At 55.6% G+C, this 20485-nt stretch carries 25 protein-coding genes; 12 read left to right on the top strand and 13 right to left on the bottom strand.

Annotated elements, in window-relative coordinates; all coding sequences use genetic code 11:
• The first annotated feature begins 50 nt into the window (after positions 1-50).
• Together SynBIOSE41_RS07730 and SynBIOSE41_RS07725 are read left to right on the top strand one after the other, a co-directional pair.
• Entirely contained in the window at positions 51-1136 is a 1086-nt protein-coding gene (locus tag SynBIOSE41_RS07730; protein WP_186540301.1) for a class I SAM-dependent methyltransferase, read from the top strand.
• A 55-nt stretch (positions 1137-1191) separates the two neighbouring features.
• Positions 1192-1506, top strand: a complete 315-nt coding sequence (locus SynBIOSE41_RS07725) for a copper-binding protein (RefSeq protein ID WP_066906370.1) — start codon at positions 1192-1194, stop codon at positions 1504-1506.
• A 3-nt stretch (positions 1507-1509) separates the two neighbouring features.
• Here SynBIOSE41_RS07725 and SynBIOSE41_RS07720 read toward each other — a convergent pair whose 3' ends face one another.
• Entirely contained in the window at positions 1510-1764 is a 255-nt protein-coding gene (locus SynBIOSE41_RS07720; protein ID WP_156486564.1) for a hypothetical protein, read from the bottom strand.
• Between the two features lie 56 nt (positions 1765-1820).
• Between SynBIOSE41_RS07720 and SynBIOSE41_RS07715 the strand changes: the two genes are divergently transcribed.
• Positions 1821-2069 carry a DUF6439 family protein gene (locus SynBIOSE41_RS07715; RefSeq protein WP_114993014.1) on the top strand — a complete coding sequence of 83 codons (249 nt, stop codon included), beginning with the start codon at positions 1821-1823 and terminating at the stop codon, positions 2067-2069.
• On the opposite strand, the gene SynBIOSE41_RS07710 is transcribed toward SynBIOSE41_RS07715, so the two are convergent.
• Both SynBIOSE41_RS07710 and SynBIOSE41_RS07705 read right to left on the bottom strand, forming a co-directional pair.
• The gene (locus SynBIOSE41_RS07710; protein ID WP_067325686.1) at positions 2029-2493 is read right to left on the bottom strand and encodes an ATP-binding protein; all 465 of its coding nucleotides are present in this window, start codon (positions 2491-2493) and stop codon (positions 2029-2031) included. The genes SynBIOSE41_RS07715 and SynBIOSE41_RS07710 overlap by 41 nt on opposite strands.
• 66 nt (positions 2494-2559) lie before the next feature.
• Positions 2560-3273: a GUN4 domain-containing protein gene (locus SynBIOSE41_RS07705; RefSeq protein ID WP_186540299.1), complete on the bottom strand. Its 714-nt coding sequence runs from the start codon at positions 3271-3273 to the stop codon at positions 2560-2562.
• Between the two features lie 40 nt (positions 3274-3313).
• Here SynBIOSE41_RS07705 and mnmH point away from each other — a divergent pair, with 40 nt between their 5' ends.
• Genes mnmH through SynBIOSE41_RS07685 form a run of 4 tightly spaced genes read left to right on the top strand, consistent with a single transcriptional unit; the run spans position 3314 to position 6859 of the window.
• Complete coding sequence (mnmH, locus tag SynBIOSE41_RS07700) at positions 3314-4369, top strand: tRNA 2-selenouridine(34) synthase MnmH (protein ID WP_186540955.1); 1056 nt, start codon at positions 3314-3316, stop codon at positions 4367-4369.
• A 26-nt stretch (positions 4370-4395) separates the two neighbouring features.
• Positions 4396-4785: a photosystem II reaction center protein Psb28 gene (psb28, locus tag SynBIOSE41_RS07695; RefSeq protein WP_186540297.1), complete on the top strand. Its 390-nt coding sequence runs from the start codon at positions 4396-4398 to the stop codon at positions 4783-4785.
• Positions 4782-5861: an AI-2E family transporter gene (locus SynBIOSE41_RS07690; RefSeq protein ID WP_186540295.1), complete on the top strand. Its 1080-nt coding sequence runs from the start codon at positions 4782-4784 to the stop codon at positions 5859-5861. The genes psb28 and SynBIOSE41_RS07690 overlap by 4 nt, the downstream gene beginning before the upstream one ends.
• Complete coding sequence (locus SynBIOSE41_RS07685) at positions 5858-6859, top strand: AI-2E family transporter (protein WP_186540953.1); 1002 nt, start codon at positions 5858-5860, stop codon at positions 6857-6859. Before SynBIOSE41_RS07690 ends, SynBIOSE41_RS07685 begins: the two co-directional genes overlap by 4 nt.
• A 14-nt stretch (positions 6860-6873) precedes the next feature.
• Here the strand turns inward: SynBIOSE41_RS07685 and SynBIOSE41_RS07680 are convergent, their stop codons facing one another.
• Positions 6874-7710, bottom strand: a complete 837-nt coding sequence (locus SynBIOSE41_RS07680; RefSeq protein ID WP_186540293.1) for a hypothetical protein — start codon at positions 7708-7710, stop codon at positions 6874-6876.
• A 199-nt stretch (positions 7711-7909) separates the two neighbouring features.
• On the bottom strand, positions 7910-8392 hold the full coding sequence (locus SynBIOSE41_RS07675) for a flavin reductase family protein (RefSeq protein ID WP_066906390.1): 483 nt from the start codon (positions 8390-8392) through the stop codon (positions 7910-7912).
• Positions 8393-8543: 151 nt separating this feature from the next.
• On the opposite strand from SynBIOSE41_RS07675, the gene SynBIOSE41_RS07670 reads away from it, so the two are divergent.
• Complete coding sequence (locus SynBIOSE41_RS07670) at positions 8544-9125, top strand: hypothetical protein (RefSeq protein WP_255476001.1); 582 nt, start codon at positions 8544-8546, stop codon at positions 9123-9125.
• Here the strand turns inward: SynBIOSE41_RS07670 and SynBIOSE41_RS07665 are convergent.
• From SynBIOSE41_RS07665 to rsmA, 7 genes are all read right to left on the bottom strand, one after another.
• The gene (locus SynBIOSE41_RS07665) at positions 9097-9348 is read right to left on the bottom strand and encodes a hypothetical protein (RefSeq protein ID WP_370594198.1); all 252 of its coding nucleotides are present in this window, start codon (positions 9346-9348) and stop codon (positions 9097-9099) included. The two genes, SynBIOSE41_RS07670 and SynBIOSE41_RS07665, sit on opposite strands and share 29 nt — an antisense overlap.
• Positions 9341-10336: a protein translocase subunit SecF gene (gene secF / locus SynBIOSE41_RS07660; RefSeq protein WP_186540291.1), complete on the bottom strand. Its 996-nt coding sequence runs from the start codon at positions 10334-10336 to the stop codon at positions 9341-9343. Before secF ends, SynBIOSE41_RS07665 begins: the two co-directional genes overlap by 8 nt.
• Positions 10337-10339: 3 nt before the next feature.
• The gene (secD, locus tag SynBIOSE41_RS07655; RefSeq protein ID WP_186540289.1) at positions 10340-11812 is read right to left on the bottom strand and encodes a protein translocase subunit SecD; all 1473 of its coding nucleotides are present in this window, start codon (positions 11810-11812) and stop codon (positions 10340-10342) included.
• A gap of 3 nt (positions 11813-11815) precedes the next feature.
• On the bottom strand, positions 11816-12799 hold the full coding sequence (locus SynBIOSE41_RS07650; RefSeq protein ID WP_186540287.1) for a pyruvate dehydrogenase complex E1 component subunit beta: 984 nt from the start codon (positions 12797-12799) through the stop codon (positions 11816-11818).
• 182 nt (positions 12800-12981) lie between these two features.
• Positions 12982-13287 (bottom strand): DUF3082 domain-containing protein, encoded by a 306-nt coding sequence (locus SynBIOSE41_RS07645; protein ID WP_066906400.1) that lies wholly within the window; start codon positions 13285-13287, stop codon positions 12982-12984.
• On the bottom strand, positions 13284-14216 hold the full coding sequence (gene ispE, locus SynBIOSE41_RS07640) for a 4-(cytidine 5'-diphospho)-2-C-methyl-D-erythritol kinase (RefSeq protein ID WP_186540285.1): 933 nt from the start codon (positions 14214-14216) through the stop codon (positions 13284-13286). The genes SynBIOSE41_RS07645 and ispE overlap by 4 nt, the downstream gene beginning before the upstream one ends.
• Before the next feature lie 150 nt (positions 14217-14366).
• Positions 14367-15200, bottom strand: coding sequence for a 16S rRNA (adenine(1518)-N(6)/adenine(1519)-N(6))-dimethyltransferase RsmA (gene rsmA / locus SynBIOSE41_RS07635; RefSeq protein ID WP_186540283.1), 834 nt, complete (start codon positions 15198-15200; stop codon positions 14367-14369).
• 199 nt (positions 15201-15399) lie between these two features.
• Here rsmA and SynBIOSE41_RS07630 point away from each other — a divergent pair, with 199 nt between their 5' ends.
• A complete protein-coding gene (locus SynBIOSE41_RS07630; RefSeq protein WP_186540281.1) occupies positions 15400-16023 on the top strand; it encodes a uridine kinase in 624 nt (207 codons plus the stop codon).
• Here the strand turns inward: SynBIOSE41_RS07630 and SynBIOSE41_RS07625 are convergent.
• Positions 15995-16387 carry a YraN family protein gene (locus SynBIOSE41_RS07625; protein WP_255476000.1) on the bottom strand — a complete coding sequence of 131 codons (393 nt, stop codon included), beginning with the start codon at positions 16385-16387 and terminating at the stop codon, positions 15995-15997. The two genes, SynBIOSE41_RS07630 and SynBIOSE41_RS07625, sit on opposite strands and share 29 nt — an antisense overlap.
• Before the next feature lie 536 nt (positions 16388-16923).
• Between SynBIOSE41_RS07625 and SynBIOSE41_RS07620 the strand changes: the two genes are divergently transcribed.
• From SynBIOSE41_RS07620 to SynBIOSE41_RS07610, 3 genes are all read left to right on the top strand, one after another.
• Entirely contained in the window at positions 16924-19182 is a 2259-nt protein-coding gene (locus SynBIOSE41_RS07620; protein ID WP_186540277.1) for a cation:dicarboxylate symporter family transporter, read from the top strand.
• Positions 19183-19552: 370 nt separating this feature from the next.
• Positions 19553-20032, top strand: coding sequence for a pentapeptide repeat-containing protein (locus SynBIOSE41_RS07615; protein WP_186540275.1), 480 nt, complete (start codon positions 19553-19555; stop codon positions 20030-20032).
• Complete coding sequence (locus tag SynBIOSE41_RS07610; RefSeq protein ID WP_186540273.1) at positions 20029-20475, top strand: hypothetical protein; 447 nt, start codon at positions 20029-20031, stop codon at positions 20473-20475. Before SynBIOSE41_RS07615 ends, SynBIOSE41_RS07610 begins: the two co-directional genes overlap by 4 nt.
• Positions 20476-20485 lie beyond the last annotated feature (10 nt).

Here is a 20485-nt window from a genome sequence, read left to right as displayed (position 1 = left end):
AGCGGGGCACGATCCATTGAAATAAGTCGGCTTGGATTTCAATCCTGTTCATGGCGCCCAGCTTCACTGAAATCGCTTATCGGACCATGCAGCAGGGCCGCAGCCTGGCTGGTCTGGTTCACAAGGAACTGAGCACCAAGGTGATGGAAGTGGTGGCGCCTGATGTGGTGCCCAAAACGCAACCTGTTCCCAGCGCGATGGTCGATGCGCTGCGTCAGTCGCTGGATGAGCTGCATGCACGTGACTGGCAGGATTCTCAGTCCGGGATTTACCCCCAGTCCCTGCTGTTTGATATTCCCTGGCTGGAATGGGCTGAACGCTATCCACGGGTCTGGCTGGACCTGCCCTCCAACTGGGCAAGAAGGCGTGCAAGAGACGTCAAGGACATCCCTGATCTCACCAATCGTGATCTTTATCCGGACTATTACCTCCAGAATTTTCACCATCAGACCGATGGCTACCTCAGCGATCATTCCGCTGAGCTGTACGACCTTCAGGTCGACATCCTGTTCAACGGCGCCGCTGATGCCATGCGTCGTCGAATCCTTCCTTCGCTGCACAAGGGACTCAACCGATTTGCCGATCGTGCCCAGGGCAGCCTGCGCATTCTTGATGTCGCCACGGGCACGGGCAGAACATTGCATCAGATCCGTGCTGCGCTACCGCAGGCCACTCTGGTGGGAGTGGATCTTTCCGAGGCCTATCTGCGCCAGGCCAATCGATGGCTGAACCAATCCAACAAGCCACTGGTACAGCTGGTTCAGGGCAATGCGGAACGAATGCCCTTTGATGACGCCGGCTTCCAGGCAATCACCTGCGTGTTCCTATTCCACGAACTGCCAGCCGGTGCACGGCAGGCAGTGCTGCAGGACTGCTATCGACTGCTCGAACCCGGCGGGGTTCTGGTTTTGGCGGATTCTGTTCAATTGAAGGATTCGCCTCAGTTCGACGTTGCCATGGACAATTTCAGGCGAGTGTTTCACGAGCCCTATTACCGCAATTTCATCAGTGACGACATTGACCAGCGCCTCGAAGATGCAGGTTTCAGTGATGTTCAGGCCGAATCTCATTTCATGACCAGGGTGTGGACGGCCACCAAGAATTCATCACCTCAACACAGTGATTCCCTGACATAGACGCTTGCAGGGGCACGGCAACCCCATATGGTGCAATCACTCAGGGACTCCGTCCATGTCGAATCCTTTTCGGATCCGCTGGTTGCGGGGATGGACCTTCCAGATCGTTTTCATGGAAGGGAAGGTTCAGGTTGAAGCTCAAGGTTTCGGAATCTGCCTGAGAACGGCATTGAATTCCGGCGAAAGCCCAACCGCAGCCGCGGATCGTCTAGTGCTTGCAGAAGATCGCCGCCGGCGGGCTCTTTATCAGGCCTGGCTAAAAGGCCAACCCCTTCCTTCACCGCAGGAAGGCCAGCCCCATCCCGAAGAGCGCCTTCAAGAAGCCCCTGATTCACTGGTGGTGGTGGATAGCGCAGCAGTAGCAGCCTGAGGTTCAGCGAGTCAGCCACCACCCCAGCACAAGAGCAGGACCACCCCAGCGCAAGGCTCTCCAGAACCGCTGACCTCGTTCTGGTGTGATCAGCCAGTTGAGAGCTTCAGGATCCGCCTCGATCAATTGACGCAGCAATCGACGTTGCTGGATCCGTCGGATCGAACGGCGATCCTTGGCCTCCCAGGATCTGGGCTGGTAACGGAGAAGAGATTGCAGTCCATGCAAACCTCCCCGACTGCGAAGCTGCCTGTTCACCACCACCAGCGGTCACACAGGTCAGGATAGAGAGACCATGATGATCCAACGCCAACGTGTCCGCGAAGAAATGGCCAGAACAGGCGATTGAACAGGCCCTGACACTGCATCAGAGCCTCAGCATCAGTGATCGTGAATGGCACAGGCTCAAAGGCGATGCCGATCGACGCGGAGCCGAATTACTGGCTGCGGCGCTGGCACAGCTGCTCCAGAATGGACGCAATGATGATGTTGAAGCACTCACTCAGCAGGCTCTGGGCTGGATCAGGGGAGAGCTGAAAGACCCTGGCTGCCCTCGGCACTGATCGCCCCCTGGCTCGATCCTGGTCGACGGCAGGCCAGCTGCACCCTGTTGCCGCGACGGCTCCAGCGGATGTCATCAAAACACTGGTGCATCAAAAAAAGACCGCGCCCTTGATTGGCATCGACTCGATCCGGCAGACAACCCTGTCGTGCATCTCTCGACAAACCATCGCCCTCATCCTGGATCTGCCAGATCAACCAGTTCGGCGTGAGAATCCGACGGATTCGCAGGCACTTACGAGGGTCTCCGGCATTGCCGTGACGCACGGCATTGACCAGTGCTTCCTGGAGACCCAGTTGCAGTCGACACGAAGTCTCATTGCAGTCAACCGGCTCCAGCAACAGCTCCATCAACGGACTGAGCTGAAACGTTGACGGAAGGATGAAATCAGCCCACCGGAACGAAGGTAGAAATCGGCTGAACATCAGCGCTGTTTCATCCTTTTCGACATTACCGGCAAGCTGACGTTCTGCCAGAGAAAGCCCTGGGTGTCAGGACCTGCTCGCCAGTCCAGGATGCTGCAGAAGAGCATCCATAAGACGCACCCCCCTGAGTTGGTTGACCAATGGCATGTGTCCTTCAGGCGCATCCATGCACCACTCAAAACTGCCTGGATAGCGGGTCCAGACACCATCCTTCTTCCAGCCGATCCTTGGCCAAAGCCTGTCGTACCGCCCGCCGAGTGCACTGAGGAGTCGAGATTGAACCGTGAATCCGAAGCGTCCCTGGGAGTAGGCGATCCAGAGTCTGTCGATGGTGGTTAAATCAAGGGCCTCCATGGCAGGGACTTCGCTGAAATACACGTATCCCCGTTGCACCGCCTGGTCGCCGGCGAGTTGACGCAGGGCGCAACTGGTGAGGCGATCAGCCTCCTCAAACTGTTCCCGAAGTAATGCCTGCTGCAGAGCCGAGTAGTCGATCCCACAGGACGACGGCATCTGGAACCAACCACTGGAGACACCTGGAATGGCTTCCAGAGCCTTGGGCTGATGACGTTGGAGGATCTGCAGAATCCAGCCTGCTCCCCAGTCATCCCCCTCGGGCGAATAGGCCTTCAGGGCAACAACAGCTTTGCCTGAAAGCTCCTCTGAAACCTTCTCCAGCGCTGAAGCCGTTGAACGCTTCTGCCGAGATGATCCCGAAATCAGTCGATCCAGCAACTGATCAATGCCGAGTTGTGTGGAGGGTGGTCGTCCGGAAAGCATGGCGAGGTGCCGGCACCGACTGGCTCAGCATTGGCCCACTATGTCAGGCATGGGCAACAGCATCGTGACCGGCCTCAATTGCTTCCGCATGGCGACCGGGACCATCGTGGATGTAAGAACACCCACGGAATTTGCTCAAGGCCACTGGCCAGGGGCTGTGAACATCCCCCTGTTCAGCGATGATCAGCGTCATCAAGTGGGGTTGTCCTACAAGCAACAGGGTCGGATAGAAGCGATCCAACTGGGATTAAAGCTCTGCGGCCCTTCCCTCGAGACATTGTCTGGTGCACTCACAACTGCAGCCGGAGGACCCGCAAAGCCACTGAGGATTTACTGCTGGCGTGGAGGCATGCGGTCCAACAGCATGGGCTGGCTGGCTGGCCTGAGCGATCACCCTGTCACCGTGCTGGCTGGGGGGTACAAGAGCTATCGAAGGTGGGTGCTGGATCGCTTCGACCAGACCTGGCCGCTGCGGGTGCTGGGCGGCAGGACAGGAACAGGCAAGACCGATCTGCTTCTGGAATTAAACAGACAGGGCGTTGGCGTGATCGATCTCGAGGGTCTCGCCAGCCACCGCGGCAGCAGTTTCGGCAATCTGGGGTTGCCGCCGCAACCAACCAGCGAGCACTACGAAAATAAACTGGCGGAATGCCTTGAGACTCTGCGCCTCAAAGGAATTCAGGAGATCTGGCTGGAAGCCGAAAGCATCCAGGTGGGTCGCTGCAGGATTCCCAAAGGGTTATTCGATCAGATGCAAACTTCTCCGGTTCTGGAGATCCAGCGCAGTGACCAGGAACGGGTTCAGCGACTTGTGGAGGTCTACTCGTGTCATGAGCAGGCCGAACTGCGGCAGGCCACGGAACGGATACAGAAACGCCTTGGCCCTCAGCGCACACGTCAGGCCATTGAAGCGATCGATTCCCAGAACTGGGATGCGGCCTGTGAGGCCATGCTCGATTACTACGACAGCTGTTATGACCGTGAACTTGAGCGTTCACCGGCTAGATCCTCGGTGAATCTCCAAGGACTCGACAGCAAGCAAGCGGCAAAACTGCTTCTGGATAAAGCGCACATCATCCCTGGGATCTCCAATTAAGATCCACACCTCCAAGTTGATGAACCATGGCAGAAGGTGACAAGGCGGCGATTCAGTTCTTCCGCGGCACTGACGAGCCGGTTATTCCCGATATCCGCATGACCCGCAGCCGCGATGGTCGCACCGGGCAGGCCATCTTCGTTTTCGAGGAACCGCAGGCACTCGCACCGGAAACGATGGAAGCGATCGCCGGCATGTGGATGGTGGATGAAGAAGGCGAAATGGTGACCCGTGAAGTGAACGGCCGTTTCGTGAACGGCAAGGCTTTTGCTCTGGAAGCGACCTACACCTGGAAAAGCGAAGCGGATTTCGAACGTTTCATGCGCTTTGCGCAACGTTATGCGGATGCCAATGGAATGGGTTATTCGCAGAACTCCGGCGACAATGAATCCAGTGAGGAAGGAACAAACGGGTGAAATTTCAGCACTGGCTCGGACTTGCGGCATTGCTGACAACCGGGCTGTTGCTTTGGAGCCTCCGCGAAGTTCTTATTCATCTCTTCGCCGCTGTGGTTCTGGCCATGGCGGTTTGCACTCTTGTAGGCGCCCTGCGCAGGCGATGGACGATTCAGAGGCCTTTGGCCCTGATTATCTGTCTTCTCGGTCTGGTTTTGATCGTGGCTGTTGCAGTGGCCGTGATCATTCCGCCGTTCTTCAGTCAGTTTCAACAGCTGCTTCAGCAGTTGCCTGCTGCGGCCCGCGAGCTCCAACAGATCGTGATGGGATGGCTCAACCATGCCTCATCACTCGTCTACGGAGCAGGTGATTCAGCTGATGGCGGAGCTCGGTTCGTTCCTGGTGACCTGTCATCTCTCCCCAACAGCACGGCTCTAGCCTCCGGCGTCAGTGGAGGAATCAAAGGTTTGCTGGGTCTTGCCAGCAATCTCGGCAACGGACTGATTCAGCTGGTGCTTATGTTTGCAGTGGCTCTGATGGTGGCGATTCAGCCGGAGTCCTATCGCAATGTGGCCATTCAGCTGGTGCCGTCTTTTTACAGGAGACGAGCCAAAACCATTCTTCTGCAATGTGGCGAAGCCCTGAGCAGCTGGATGATCGGAGTGCTGATCAGTTCGCTGTGCGTGGGGCTGCTGGCGGGAATCGGACTATCCCTGCTTGGCGTGAAGCTGGTAATGGCCAACGCTCTGCTGGCCGGTTTGCTCAACGTCATTCCCAATGTGGGGCCCACCCTCAGCACCGTGTTCCCCATGGCGGTGGCTCTGCTTGACGCCCCCTGGAAGGCTCTTGCCGTCCTGGGTCTCTATGTGGTCATCCAAAACGTTGAGAGCTACGTGATCACACCATCAGTGATGCAGCACCAGGTGAACCTGCTTCCTGGCCTCACACTGACTGCACAGTTCATCTTCACGGTGCTGTTTGGACCGCTGGGGTTGCTGATGGCCCTGCCTCTGGCAGTGGTGATACAGGTGCTGATCCGGGAGATCGTGATCCACGACCTGTTGGATCCATGGAAGAAGCGTCGCGCGGCCGCATGAATCCAAGCAATCTGCTGGCAGCTCTCACCCTTGTGGTGCTTGCTCTGCTGACCTGGCAGCTGCGCTGGGTGCTGTTGGTGCTGTTCGGTGCCGTGGTGTTGGCTGTCGCCCTCGATGTTCCCGTTGACCATTTGATCAGGCGCTACCGATTACCCCGACCGCTCGCTCTGCTGACGGTGCTGCTGATCGGAATCATTGGGGGGCTGCTGGTCATGCAGCTGCTGCTGCCTCAGCTGATCAACCAATTCGAACAGCTCACGACCCTGTTACCTGCCCTTTTTGGCCAGGTTCAGGCCCTGCTGTCCAGTCAGCCCCTGCTTGGTGAGCTGGCGCGCAGCCTGCCCGACCAATTCAGCTGGGACCGCATTCAACCGTTCGGCTTTCAATTGCTCGGCGTGGCTGGTGGAGCGGCCAACGGCCTGGTTCAGGTGCTGCTGATGAGCCTGCTGGCTGTGCTGCTTGCCCTGGACCCCTCGGCACACCGACGCATGGTGATTGCTGCAACTCCGCGGCCAGCACGCGCATCCATGGAGGATCTGCTGGACCAGTGCCGCACCGCTCTGGGTGGCTGGCTGGCTGGCATGACCCTCTCTGCCCTGGCGATGTTTCTTTGCACCTGGGCAGGTCTGGCAATTCTGCGCATTCCCCTGGCCCTGCTTTCTGCTTTGGTCTGTGGACTGCTGACCTTCGTGCCGACGATCGGGCCCACAGCGGCAACGCTTCTGCCTCTCAGCCTGGCGTTGATGATCTCACCGGGAACAATGCTTCAGGTGTTGGTGCTGCGACTGGCACTGCAGAACCTGGAAGCCTTCGTTCTCACACCGCTGTTGCTCAGGCGCACCGTGAATCTCCTGCCCACGGTTGCTCTGACTTCCCAGCTGAGCCTGGGCGCTCTGCTGGGACTACCTGGGGTGTTACTGGCGCTTCCTCTGGTGGTAGTGCTTCAGGTGGGGATGGAGCAGGTTGTGGTTAAGAAGATCATGGACCGCTGGACCTAAGCGTCTGAATCGTTTCAAGCCGGTTGCGAGAGCTCAAGGATTTTGTAGTACCCCGCAGGCAATGGCAGATTCTGACGATCAGCGCTTGATTGAACCGAAGTCCTGAAACTCTTCAGGGCTTGATCCCAGGTCAGTGCCTGATCGTGACGAGCCATTGTCAAACGTTCGACACCTATTCCAAAACCCCAGTCTGTGTTGAGGCCAATCTCAGCAATTTCAATTTCCTGGCCGTCGGGCAAAACATATTCAATCGAATACGTCTGCAAAGACGGCGAACGGGGATGACCCTTGGGTTCAAAATAGCCTGATCCTTTTCCAGCCATCCGAGCCTCATTCAAGTCAACGAAGCGAATCTGCGATTGTTGAATTCCGTATTTTTGAAGCAAAGGCAAATGATCCAGGACATGTTCTGTTCCAGTGATTTTCAATCGATCAGGCGCGAGGCCGATCCGGCCAACCAACAACTTCAGGGCGAGGTCAACACTTTGATTGGGCTTGCTGCTGTCCAGTGATCCCAGGCTGATTATGTGAAAGAGCGGAAGAGTCCCTGGCCTGGACTTTTCGCTGACATCTTCAACTCGTGAAGCCGGTTGTATACAAAACTCATTGACGCCAATCAGCGAAAGATTGTCGTCAAATTCCAAGCCTCCGTTAAAGTCATAACCGGTCACCAAGGGCCCGGCTTGAACCAACTTATAGCCATATCCTTGGAAGAAGTTAATCAAATCACTGGCTGTTTCAGAAACCTGAGCATTGACAAATTGATTTTGAATGCTGTTGTTTCGCCCTTCTGCTTTTGAGCGCTTCATCAAGCCAAAACCGCCCAACACAAAACCAGTAAATGTTGTCAAGCCAATAAATGTTCTACGAAGCATAGATAATCTTCAACTCTCCACTTTTAACACATTTAGAACTCACTACAAACGTCGAGAGTCATCCTCAAGACGCAACAATAACCAGCAGCTACAGAGAAAAAATCTGAATAGCGCTTGTCCATGTCGAAGCAGACGCCATTCAGATCTGGTCTTCAGAGCTTCAGCCCAAGAAGACTCAACCGCCGTACTGCCAGCCGGTGGTGCTCAGCTCAAGGGCATCTCCATCTCTGTGAAGCACCGCTGATTTGACCTCACCGATGAAGACAGTGTGATCACCGTGAGCCAGCTCACCCACCAGTTCACACTCAACACCGCCCAGGGCATCTTTCAGAATCGGCAGACCAAGGGAGCCGAGCTCAAAGGGCGCAGCCTCAAACCGGCCTCCCACCGCGGACTGGGGCTTGAAGAATGTCGCAGCCAGATTCTTCTGGTCGGCGGCCAGCACGTTCAGCGAAAAACGACGCGTGCGCTTGATCATGCCGTTGCTGGTGCTGTCGGCACGCACCCCCATCACCACCAGAGGCGGCTCGAAGGAACCCTGGGTGACCCAGCTGGCAGTGAATCCATTCACCTCATCACCTTCCGCGACGCCGCAGATGAACAACCCATGAGGGATTTTCCGCAACAGTGTCTTCTTGGCGTCCAGATCAAGTGACATGGCGGTTCGTGCTCACGATGTGGGAAGAATAGGCAAAACCGTGACAGCACAACGTGTCAGCGCTGCAGACACCAGAGGGGGACTGCTAGTTTTCGACGGCTTCTGAGCAGGATCCCTGGACCGGCCCTCCTCCCTGAGTCTGTTCGCAACGGTGGCCGGAAGCGGAGTGGTGGGCCTGTTGATCTACGCCGGCTTCTTTTACGCCAACCTGCGTCGAACCAGTTCAACGTTGGAGCATCAGGAGCTTCGCCCCTCTTATCCAACTCAAGCGCAGGCCGAGCAGGAAGCCGAACGGTGGATCGAGGAGGGGGGCACCTTCACGGTCAAGACCACACAGCGTTTTCGCAGAACCATTCCCCTCACCCGCCAGGAACGGCTCAAACTCGAGCTTTTGGCTGATGAGAAGCGCAGAGCCCTGATTGAGGCGGACTATGAAGCCTGTCTCAATCAAGCGGCTACGGATCTTGCCAAAGAACTCTGTTCCTTTCAGCAGTTACCGCCCAACGAGAATTCGACCGCATCGGGTACAGGTGATATCGGCGGTGTTCCCTCCACCAAAGTCATTGAGGATGTTCGTGTTCAGACCAGTCAACGCCCGCGCCGAACATGCACTCCTGTGAGTTCTTATCGACGTCTCAACTGCATTGAATTCGACGTTGACAGGAATGAAGAAGTCAGCAGAGAACAGCAGAACTCCCTGGAGGTCAGAGGGTATCGACAATTTCGTTATTGACGCGCCGATGGCGCGGGCCGTAGTGGATCCAAAGCGAAGGTTGCAGCACCAGAACAACCACAGCGAGCAAATGATGACGTACCGCAAAGATCAGAGCCGTCAGGGTGACCTGATCCGCCAACAATCGCAGTTCTGTTCTGAGATCACTCAGAGCAAGCAGCAGCAACAGCAGCGGTATCCAGCGCTGGGAGCGGACTCGTGCTGTCGCTGAACGTTCAGGCACTGGCAGCTGCAGCGGACCGAGATGGCCAGATGCTCAAAAGAGAGGGCGCCAGGGCAATGCTGGACCAACTGCCAACGACCACACCAAGCGCGAGAGCAATGGCAAACCAGTAGAGCGTTGAACCGCCGAACAGAATGAGGGCAACCAGGGGCAGAAGTGTGGTGCCGCTTGTGTAGATGGTTCTGGTCAGCGTGGCTGAAACAGCACGGTCAACCTGCACCGAGAGAGGAAGGTCACCATCGATGCGTTGGCGCTCGCGAATTCTGTCGAAAACGACAACCGTGTCGTTCACGGAGTATCCGGCAATGGTCAGCAGAGCAACGGCAAACAGGCTGTCAACTTCCAGACCTGTGATGAGTCCGAGCCAGGCGAACACGCCGCACACAATCACGATGTCGTGAGCCAGTGCCACTAGGGCCAGAAAGGCGTAGCGAGGGTCGTAGCGAACAGTGATGTAGAGAGCGATCCCCGTGAAGGCGACCAGCAGGGAAATCAGACTGCTGCGCAGCAGTTGTCCACCAAGGCTCGGACCGATCGTGTCAACGGACTGTCCACCAGGCTCAAAAGGACCAGCAACCGGCTCAAGTGCTTCAATCACAGCTTGCCCCTGGCCCGCAGTGAGAGCTGGCATGCGCAGCACGACAGACTGACCTGCATCGAGGAGCTGAACGCGAGCGTTCTCCAGCTTGGGCAATGCTTTTCCGTCCTGAACTGGCAGCTTGATCTGCTGAAGCTCAGCTTCGACGGCGACGGTGCTGAGCTGATCGCAGCTGTCAGAGCAGCTGCGCTCAAGCTGAATCTGGGTTCCTCCAGTGAAGTCAAGACCGGGCCTCAAAGGCAAACCAATCTGAGGGTCCGTCCAGCTGCGCACAATCCCGAGCAGGCTCAGCAGCAGACAAACGGCGGACACCAACCAGACCTGCCTTCGACGGCTGGTGAGGGGGAAGCGCAGAGGTCGCACATCGTTTTCGGGTGAAGTGAAAGCCATGGCTCAGGACGCAGTCTTGGGAAGTTGACTTGCAGGCAGGAAATTCGTTGGACGCCGCAAGCCCTGATAGCTCATCAGGAAGCGCAGCAACGTACGCGTACAGGTCAGAGCCGTGAACAGACTCAGCAGAACGCCGATGCCGAGAGTCGCCGCAAAGCCCTTGACCAGACCGGTGCCCAGGAAAAAGAGTGCGGCGCAACTGATCAACGTGGTGAGGTGGCCGTCAACAATCGATGAGAAGGCCTCGGAAAAACCCGTTTCAATGGAGCGGATCAAGGTGTTGCCGCGCCGCAGTTCGTCCTTGATGCGCTCGAAGATCAGCACATTGGCATCGACCGCCATGCCGATACTCAGGATGAACCCGGCGATGCCTGGCAGCGTCAGCGTGACGGGGATGAGGGCATACACCGCGAGGTTGAACAAGGCGTAGAGGCTGAGGGCCATCACCGCAACAACTCCTGCAAGCCGGTAGATCAGCAGCATGAAAATGCCGACCAACACAAGACCTGAAAGGGCGGCGATCAGGCTGCGACGGACGTTCTCAGCACCAAGAGACGGTCCGATGGTGCGCACCTCAAGGATTTCAACCGGCAAAGGCAACGAACCACCCCGCAGTTGAACCTCAAGGTCACGTGCATCTTCTGCCGTGAAATTACCGGAAATGGACGCCGTGCCCCCCGAAATTCCAGCAGCTTTGTACTGGGGACCGACGCTGGCTTCACTGATGAGCTCACCATCGAGAACGATGCCAAGCAGACGCCCCGTGCCGGCGATCGACTGGGTGAGTTCAGCGAATTTCTCACCACCCTCAGCATTGAAATTCAGGGTCACCTCCCAACCAGAGCCGTTCTGCTGTTGCTGACGACCTGCGCTGATCAGTTGCTTGCCGGTGAAAGCCGTGGGTTCGAATCGATCGAGAATTTCCCGGTTGGTTTTTGCCAACAGCTGTTGCAGCTGATCGGTTTCCGTCTTGGCCGTTCCATCAAGCCCCAGTTCCTTCTGACGGTTGGCGAGCTCCTGCTGCTGCTCGGGATCAAGCTCAGAGGTCTCATCCTCAGTGCGCGTGGCCAGCACACTCTGCAGCTGGCCCCTCAGCTGTCGCAGGCTTTGTACTTCCTCCTGCGTGCCTTCCTTCTGAGCCCTGAACTCCAGCAAGGCTGTGCTTCCAAGCACGTCTGCGGCGCGGGTCGGATCGGTGACGCCTGGCAGCTGCAGCACGAGCTGATCATCACCAACGGTCTGCAGTGTGGATTCAGCCACACCCAGGCCGTTGACACGGCGATCGAGCACCGCCTTGACCGCCTCCATCTGCTCGGCGCCGATGGTGGTGATCTCCCCCGCCGGCTGGACTTCGAGCGTGAGCTGACTGCCCCCGCGTAGATCAAGTCCAAGCTGCAGCGGGAAACTGGACAGAACCGCTGCTGCCGCGATAGCAAGCGCAAGAATGAGGGCGAACCAGCCCTGTTGGCGGGCCATCAATCAGAGCCCCTGACGAACAATGGTCTGAGCCGCTTCGACAATCTGATGCGGCTGGATGATGGTCAGATTCTCGAGGTTGCCGTTGTAGGGAGTGGGGATGTCCTGGCTGGACAGCCGAATCGGCCGGGCATCGAGCTCATCGAAGCACTGCTCGGTGATCAGAGCGATCAGCTCGGCACCGATGCCGCCAGTCTTCATGCACTCCTCCACCACAATCACCTTGTGGGTCTTGCGGATCGAGCGGGCGATCGTCTCCATATCGAAGGGCTTGAGGCTGATCAGATCAATCAGTTCGGCACTGATCCCGTCGGCCTCGAGCTGTTCCACAGCCTTGAGGCAGTGATGACGCATTCTTGAGTAGGTCAGGATCGTGATGTCACTGCCCTCCCTGACCAGATCCGCCTGATCGAGGGCACAGGTGTAGTCGCCTGCCGGTAGATCCTCCGTGAGGTTGTAGAGCAACACATGCTCGAAGAAAAGAACCGGATTGTTGTCGCGAATGGCAGCCTTCATCAGGCCCTTCGCGTTGGTTGGCGTACTGCAGGCCACGATCTTGATGCCGGGCACGGCATGGAAATAAGCCTCGAGCCGCTGACTGTGTTCAGCTCCCAGCTGTCGACCAACTCCGCCCGGCCCCCGCACCACCGTTGGAATCGTGAAATTGCCGCCGCTGGTGTAGCGGAGCATCCCCATGTTGTTGGAGATCTGATTGAAGGCCAGCAGCAGGAATCCCATGTTCATGCCCTCCACGATCGGCCTCAGGCCTGTCATCGCGGCACCTACAGCCATTCCGGTGAAACTGTTCTCGGCAATCGGGGTGTCGAGAACCCTCAGTTCGCCGTATTTCTCGTAGAGATCCTTGGTGACTTTGTAGGAGCCGCCGTAATGGCCGACGTCCTCTCCCATCACACAGACGTGGGGATCACGGGCCATTTCCTCATCGATGGCTTCGCGAAGTGCGTTAAAGAGAAGCGTCCCTGCCACGGCGTTGCTGCAATCCCGGCCATGCCGGCGTCAGCGGCCAAGCTATCTCAGTCCAGGTGTGTTCAGCCCCCGGCGGCAAAGGTCGCCAGCAGCAGCACTGAAAGGAGCAGACCTGGAGACAGCAGCAGCACCAGCTGACCGAGATCGTGGGGGGTCATGGCTGCAAGGGATCTTGGCTGAGGCTAGGCAGCGTCCAGCTTGTCTTTCATGAAAAGACTGCGAAGAAACACCAGGAACAAACCAATTCCGATGAAGGCAAAGCTGAATGTGGCCAGGAAACACATGCCAATGAACAGAGTCTTCATGGCAGAAGCGATGTTCTGCGCTGTGGTGCTGCTGAAATTTGAAGAGTGAGTTGACAGATAGATCACGACTTTTTTGCTCAAGCCAAAACTCAACCAGGCCAGAACCAGGCTGGTGATGGATCCCGAAAGGAAACTGAGTGGTCCTTTACGGGGTTTCGCTGAGGCTGTGTTGCTGTCACTCATGCCGCCAGCTTGACGCCGTGTGGCAGCAGTGAGCAACTCCAGGACTGCAAACCCTCTGCCAGAAACAGCTCGGTCGTTCGCTGACGGGCTTGTTCAGCCGCAGCGAAGTTGGGGAACAGAGCAAAGCAGCTCGGCCCTGAACCACTCATGGCCGCCCGCAACTGGCCCGGTAATGCCTCCAGGAGCTGCAGCGCCTTTCGCACCGAGGAGTTCTGCGGTGCCACCACGGCCTGCAGGTCGTTGCGCAATGGCGGAGGAGCTTCAGCTCGCAGAGGGTGCAGCCATGCAGAGGATCGAAGCTCTTCACGACGCTGCTCAAAGGCTGACTCACCATCGAGGTAGTGATCGAAACGCTGGCGTTTGCACTCGCCGTAGGCCCACGGCGTCGAGACACTGATGGACGGATCCTTCACCAACAGAACACCCATCGGCACGGACGGTTCTGGCAGCAGCTCAAGCCGCTCTCCTCGTCCAAAACAGAGCTGGGTGCCGCCGGCAACACAGAACGGCATGTCGGATCCGAGATCGGCAGCAAGCGTCTCAAGCTGGGAGAGGGTCTGCCCAAGACCCCAGAGCGTGTTCAGTGCAACCAGCGCTGCTGCGCCATCGCTGGAACCTCCCGCGAGACCAGCGCCGATGGGAATGCGTTTGCGCAGATGCATGCGTGCACCCAACTCTGAGAATCCGGATCGCTGTCGCAGCAGCCTGGCCGCCCGCATGATCAGGTTGTCGTCACCGCAACTGAGTTCGGGCTGATCACAGCTGAGGGAAAGAGTCCCGTCAGCGGTGTTCTCGCAATCGAGCTGATCGGCGAGATCAATGCTCTGCATCACCATGGCGAGTTCGTGAAACCCGTCGCTGCGCAGGCCAAGCACCTCGAGGTGCAGATTGATCTTGGCCGGAGCGCTGACGCAAACCGGAGCCGTCATGAACAGAACGCAGCGGAGTTGGCCGGACTCCGACCCAATTCAGGAGGCTAAACCACGGTCAGAGCCCAGTGTTCAAAGGGAATCGTGGGCACGATGCCTTGCGGATCGCAGATCCAAGACAGGCGCAGACATCGATCCCGCTTCGGCAGCTCACTCGCCTCTTTCCGCCTGACTCAATCCCCTGGCCAGGGCCACCCAGCTCTCAGGTGCCACCTCCTGAGGCCTCTGCTGCAGATCAATCCCCGCCTGCTGTGCCAGCTCGTGGAGCTGATCCGGAGGTTTGACACCGGCAAGCGTGTTTCGCAACATCTTTCGTCGAGCGAGAAAAGCCTGTTTGAGCAAACGTTCCACCCGACAGCAGAGATCCGGATCTGGGCGCTGATCCGCCGGCAAGGGATCCAACCGGATGACCTCGGACTGCACCTTCGGAGGTGGCTGAAAGCAACGAGGCGGCACAGGACAAACGCTTGCACAACGAGCCAGAAGCTGGAGACGCACGCTCAGAGCACTGAAACTGCTGTGTCCGGGACGGGCACGAATGCGCTCTGCCACCTCTTTCTGCACCAAGAGAATGAGTCGTTCGTAGGGAGGCTCAACGGGCCGATCCAGACGACCGATCAGACGATCGAGCAGGGGCCCTGTGATGTTGTAGGGAATATTCGCCACCACCTTGGAAGCCGCAGCGCCGTCCGGAAGCGTCAGAGGCACCTCAAGAACATCCCCCTCACAGAGCGAAAACCGCGGCTTGGGACCGAAACGCGCACGCAGACCTGCCACGAGATCACGGTCCAACTCAACAGCGTGAACGAAGGCAGCAGGACTGCTGAGCAGACGTTCGGTCAGGGCACCACGGCCAGGCCCCACCTCCAGCACACGATCCGCCAGCGTCAGCTCCGCAGCCTCGAGGATCCGATCCAGAACCCGTTCATCCCGAAGCCAGTGCTGACCAAACCGTTTGCGGGCCGTATGTCCTGCGAAGCTCATGTCATGCGGGGCATGGTTTCACTGTGCATCAGCGCAGACAGTGCTGAGCGCAGACAGTGCTGAGCACAGACAGTGCTGAACGGAAGTTGAGCTGAGCGAAAACAATGCTGAGCGAAAACAATGCTGAGCGGCAGCATCAAGGAGCGGAAAGGGTGCATGCAGAACGCGATGATGCTGTTGTTCAGACCTCGGGCGGTTGATGACCAGACCGGCCCTGCTGATTTTGATCGCAGGCCCTTCAGCGGCAGGCAAGACCCACTTCAGTAAGGAGCTGAAGACGTCGCTCGTGCAAAGCGGGATTGCTGCTGTGGTGATCGGCTCCGACGATTACTACCGCGAGCACTGGACACCGAATTCGATCTATGGATTCGACACGGTCGATGCCATCGACAGGGATGCACTGATCGGAGACGTTCAGGCTCTGCTCGAGCGCCGTCTGAAGCATCGACGTCGTTACGACATGAGCACCAGGGCCGTCAGCTGGGAGTCTCTGAAGACAACCTGCGACGTCGTGCTGTTGGAGGGAGCCTATGGTCCGCAGCTGCTGATGAATCATCTCCATCCTGATCTTCTGATTTATGTGAGCGCATTCCTCCCGATCAGGGTGATGCGGCGACTGCGACGCGATGTGCGCGAACGTGAGCGCTCAGTGCCATCTGTGCTTCGCCAGATGCTGCTGAACATGATTCCTGGGGAACGGCGCTATATCCATCCGCTTCAACGTTCTGCCGATCTGGTCATCAGTGATGTTCCGCAAGGCCTTCTTCAGGCTGTGCAGAGGATTGAAGTTCTGATCAGGCAATCCCAAGCTCCGGCACCCTGATCCAGCGCACAGGCCTGGAACTGGGAGGTAGCGGTACCAGCGCGAGCACCACCTCCAGATGCCCCTGATCACTCCAGGGATTGCACGACTGCCAACAGGCAACAGTCCGCGCCAGGCGTCTGCGTTTCATCGGAGCAAAAGCCTTCAACCCCCAGTAATCGGGGCCGCATCGCCGCCTGGCCTTGACTTCAACCATCAGCAGGCGTGGCCCGGAGCGACCCGGTTTGATCATCATCAGATCAAGTTCGCCATAACGACAGGCCCAGCGCTGATCAAGGCAGCTCCAGCCACGGTTCTTCAACAGATTGAGAGCACGCTGCTCCGCCCAGCGACCGGGATCACTCTTTGCATCAACAGCGCTCAAGATCAGCTCCCTGGATTCAGAAAGCATTCCCCATCAGCTGCTGAAAGGGTTGTCATCAGACAAGCGGACAACTCCTGATGACGTTCATACACACACAGTGCTGATCACGATGACTTGATTGAACGACTATTTAACCCAGCCAAGAAGACGATCATTGGATGGCAGCAACACCAACCCGACCAAGTATCCAAGCCGTGTAAACAAAGAGCCTGAACAACACAACATTGAAAAAGCATATTTTGCTCCAATCACCTGAGATGCCAATTCATCACGACATGGATGGAAGCAAGATCAAACAGTGCATGCCATTGAAAAGACACGCCATCGCGATTCGATTCATCGGAGCAGACCGTGCTTAAGCCAGGACGATCAGAAAAAATCAGAGCTCACCACACGGGAAGAAAATCACTCGATCAAAAGCATTGACGCATCGCCAGCGCAAGCCAGTTCATACGACAAAAGAAACCCAGGCATGTTGCAAATGGGGTGCCGCAATAACTGGAGGCGCTATGAATTATCCGTAGGACAGCAAAAGCATGAAATCAATTTCAAGGGATTTCATGCAATTAATCAAACGATTCAACCGACAAAACTTTGCTGCCCAGGTTATCGAGGGCATGGGCGTCGGCTTCATACTGGGACAGCTCCTACCCGACCAAGCAACGACTTATCTATCACCCGTCGGCAATGGATTCATAAGGCTATTTCAAATGCCTGTTTTACCATTTATCAGCCTATCTCTCATCGCTGGCGTGGGGAGGCTGGAAATGCATCAGGCCGGTCGACTCTTAATCAGAGCAGGAGCTGTGCTTGTCTTTTTCTGGGCACTTATTTTACTGACTGTCTGCCTCATACCACTTGGCTTTCCTGATTGGCAACAAGGATCGTTCTACCAACCCAGTCTTCTGGAAACAGGAGAATCATTTGATTTAGTCGAACTCTTTATTCCTTCAAACCCATTTGAGGCATTTGCGCAAACCCAGATACCGGCAATTGTGCTTTTTTCATTAATGCTAGGAATTGCGTTAATCAGAATCCCAAAAAGAAAATCACTCATCAAAATATTTGACACTCTTTGCAGTGGATTGTTAAAAATATCGACAACAATTTCCAAACTCACCCCACTTGGAGTTCTTGCAATTGTGGCGTGCAGTGCCAATAAAATAGGCAGTTCACAGATCCCGCGAATCGGGGTCTACGTAGCCATACAGGCAGGAATTGCCTTGCTATTCACATTCCTCATTCTCCCCCTAATCGTCCAAGGCCTAACCCCTTTCAAAGCCAAGAAAATTATCAATAGATTCAAGAACCCCATGCTGATTGCGTTCGCTACAGCAAACATGCTTGTGGTCTTACCATCAATAATCAATATCATTAAGCAGCTGATTTTAGAAGAAAAACGCAAGGTTCACCATATCAGCACTCATAATCAATCCGCAAGTTCAGCCCTGATCAAGGAGATTGAACTCCCCATTGAGCTACTTACACCTCTGGCATTGGTCTTTCCTGGCATGGGCAGAATCGCCTCTATTGCATTCATTCCTTTTTCAGAATGGATGACTGGCAGACCATTGATCATCGAAGCTTATCCGGAGTTTCTGCTCACAGGCCTTGCCAGCACGTTCATGGAGGGAGTCATGGCAATGACATTCATGATCAACAGATTGAATCTGTCCAATCAACTTGTTGACCTTTATGTGACTCTTGATCAAACAATTATTGCTCGACTCGGAACCCTACTGGAATGCAGCAGTGTCTTCAGCCTCGTAATCATAAGCACTTGGATCAGCCTGGGAAATAAACACGAACAACAACGAAGGCTTTTACCAGCGGCAATATCGTATTTAAGCATTCCCCTATTCATTGCAACGATCAATGCAATCTTTAACAGGGTTCCTGCACCCGTCAACTGGGAGAAAGAGCAAATGCTTTCGCAGGGCTTTGCAGTGGCAAAAGGAACTGCGAAAATCGATCTCTCATACACAAAGATTTCAGAACCTGGCTCATGGCAAAGGATCAAGAAACAAGGAGTTATTCATTATTGCATTATGAGAAATGACTACCCAATGTCATACAAAAACTCCTCAGGCAATCTTGTCGGACTGGATATTGAAATCGGCCTGCTTTTTGCTGAAGAGATGGGCTTGAAACCGGAGTTCAAACTATTCAAGTCGTTCAACAAACCAATCGGCAAAAGCACAAAACTGAATAAGAACTTTTTTGCATCACATAATTGCGACATGACCCTTTCTAACGTTATTACCAGCCACAAAGTAATTTCCAAATTTCTGTCTACAAGATCTCTTAGAGACCTGAGTCTTTCGTTCCTAAGCAAGCAGCCTCAATTCAGCACCATCAAACAATGGAATGATCTTAAAAAATATAAAACGTTGAGGATCGGAATTCTAGAAGGCAAAAATTTGGTTGATTCAACATTGAGCCAGGCTGCACCTGAAGCGATTTTTATACGACAACGCACTAATCGTTTACTGATCGAAGCCTTAAACAACAATCAGGTCGATCTCGTTTTAATGACAACGGAAAAGGCAAGCGCCTGGACAGTTCTTGAACCTTCACTGAGGATCACTGTGCCAATGCCAGTACAACAAGTCCCTAAACAAAGAATTCTGCCACTGGAAGCAAAAACTCTTCTGCGTATCTGGGATGACTGGATGTTTTTTCAATATACAACCGGTGTAACAGAAAAGATTTTTGATCATTGGGTTAAGGGCATTCCAGTTCAATCACTCAACGAAAGCACAAGGGGGAAATCCAATTTGAGCACACAACCTTAGACGTCAGCTACATCATTAATTTTTGAACCCGTATCAAAGTTTTTAACCTGGCCTGATCGACTGGAATAATATTTTTGAATCTGTCATTTAAAGTTTGCCTCGCCCTCTTGATCGAATGATCCCGACTGGTTGATTGCCAAAAGTGATGCATTCAAAAATATGCTGACAAGCAATGACAGAAGAACAGTTCAAGGTCTTCCCGGCAAAAACAAAGCCAGACACCAAAAAGCCTGACACCTCGGCAATGTGATTCTTCGCCTGCAGTTGAATGCCAATCCTTCATGAACAGCTCATCGACACCTTCACTCAGCGTTTCGCTTAAAACAGAGTTCAACGCGCTCTAGGCTTGAACAGCGTTCTTCATCCGCTGATGCAACGACATCTACTGGCCTCTCTGCTTGCTTTGCTTCTGCTGGTGGGTCTGCCTGCTCAGCCGGTTGAGGCTGCAATGGATTACGCCAAACAGGTGTTGATCGGTGCTGATTTCTCCAACCGGGAGATGCAGGGCGTGACCTTCAACCTCACCAACCTGCGTGAAGCTGATCTGTCTGGCAGCGACCTTCAGGGCGCCAGCCTCTATGGAGCCAAGCTTCAAGACGCCAACCTCGCAGGAGCCAACCTGCGCGAGGCAACGCTGGATTCAGCGGTGCTGGATGGCACCAACCTCACGGACGCCGTTCTTGAAGATGCTTTTGCCTTCAACACCCGCTTCATCAACGTGACGATCACCGGTGCCGATTTCACCAACGTGCCTTTCCGCGGTGACGCACTCAAAACACTCTGCGCCGCCGCCGACGGCACCAATCCAGTGACAGGCCGCGAAACCCGCGACACCCTTGGCTGCTCATGAGCTTCGATCCCCGCAGCCTGGAGCGGCTCAGGCAACTGGGACGTCAGCTTCCTGAAGCCATCCCCGCACCGGCAACCGAAACGAAACGCGCCGCCAAAGACAGCCGGCCCCGCCACAAGGTGGAAACTGAACAGGATCCCAAAGCTCTGTTCCATGAACTGATGCAGGTGAGCCAGGACGGCACCGTTCCAGAGCATCTGATGGCGAGATTGCGTGATGCGGAAGAGCGGGTCGACAGTGAACGACGCCAGCAGCGGAATGCCCCTTCTCCCGTTACGCAGGATTCGGCTGCATCCCCGTCAGCCTTGCCGACCCGTTCGACGGGCAAGGGTAAAAACACCCGGCCTCAACGCCGTGATGTCATTCCCGGCAGCGAAGAGGACAGTCTGTATGTGGCTTTCGGGCAGATGTTTCTCGAGGAACAAGACGACGAAATGGACTGAAGCCGCAGTG

This window comes from Synechococcus sp. BIOS-E4-1, assembly GCF_014279995.1.
Lineage (GTDB): Bacteria > Cyanobacteriota > Cyanobacteriia > PCC-6307 > Cyanobiaceae > Synechococcus_C.
Note: the sequence above shows the minus strand (reverse complement) of the source record. Positions and strands in the feature narration are given on the sequence as shown.

What these genes read in the sequence shown, in the direction of transcription:
- SynBIOSE41_RS07685 (WP_186540953.1), top strand. Translation starts at nt 5,858, where the DNA reads ATGAATCCAAGCAATCTGCTGGCAGCTCTCACCCTTGTGGTGCTTGCT.
- SynBIOSE41_RS07615 (WP_186540275.1), top strand. Translation starts at nt 19,553, where the DNA reads ATGCAACGACATCTACTGGCCTCTCTGCTTGCTTTGCTTCTGCTGGTG.
- SynBIOSE41_RS07725 (WP_066906370.1), top strand. Translation starts at nt 1,192, where the DNA reads ATGTCGAATCCTTTTCGGATCCGCTGGTTGCGGGGATGGACCTTCCAG.
- psb28 (WP_186540297.1), top strand. Translation starts at nt 4,396, where the DNA reads ATGGCAGAAGGTGACAAGGCGGCGATTCAGTTCTTCCGCGGCACTGAC.
- SynBIOSE41_RS07645 (WP_066906400.1), bottom strand. Translation starts at nt 13,287, where the DNA reads ATGAGTGACAGCAACACAGCCTCAGCGAAACCCCGTAAAGGACCACTC.
- SynBIOSE41_RS07620 (WP_186540277.1), top strand. Translation starts at nt 16,924, where the DNA reads ATGAAATCAATTTCAAGGGATTTCATGCAATTAATCAAACGATTCAAC.
- SynBIOSE41_RS07710 (WP_067325686.1), bottom strand. Translation starts at nt 2,493, where the DNA reads ATGTTCAGCCGATTTCTACCTTCGTTCCGGTGGGCTGATTTCATCCTT.
- secD (WP_186540289.1), bottom strand. Translation starts at nt 11,812, where the DNA reads ATGGCCCGCCAACAGGGCTGGTTCGCCCTCATTCTTGCGCTTGCTATC.
- SynBIOSE41_RS07705 (WP_186540299.1), bottom strand. Translation starts at nt 3,273, where the DNA reads ATGCTTTCCGGACGACCACCCTCCACACAACTCGGCATTGATCAGTTG.
- ispE (WP_186540285.1), bottom strand. Translation starts at nt 14,216, where the DNA reads ATGACGGCTCCGGTTTGCGTCAGCGCTCCGGCCAAGATCAATCTGCAC.
- mnmH (WP_186540955.1), top strand. Translation starts at nt 3,314, where the DNA reads ATGTCAGGCATGGGCAACAGCATCGTGACCGGCCTCAATTGCTTCCGC.
- SynBIOSE41_RS07630 (WP_186540281.1), top strand. Translation starts at nt 15,400, where the DNA reads ATGACCAGACCGGCCCTGCTGATTTTGATCGCAGGCCCTTCAGCGGCA.
- SynBIOSE41_RS07730 (WP_186540301.1), top strand. Translation starts at nt 51, where the DNA reads ATGGCGCCCAGCTTCACTGAAATCGCTTATCGGACCATGCAGCAGGGC.
- rsmA (WP_186540283.1), bottom strand. Translation starts at nt 15,200, where the DNA reads ATGAGCTTCGCAGGACATACGGCCCGCAAACGGTTTGGTCAGCACTGG.
- SynBIOSE41_RS07610 (WP_186540273.1), top strand. Translation starts at nt 20,029, where the DNA reads ATGAGCTTCGATCCCCGCAGCCTGGAGCGGCTCAGGCAACTGGGACGT.
- SynBIOSE41_RS07675 (WP_066906390.1), bottom strand. Translation starts at nt 8,392, where the DNA reads ATGTCACTTGATCTGGACGCCAAGAAGACACTGTTGCGGAAAATCCCT.
- secF (WP_186540291.1), bottom strand. Translation starts at nt 10,336, where the DNA reads ATGGCTTTCACTTCACCCGAAAACGATGTGCGACCTCTGCGCTTCCCC.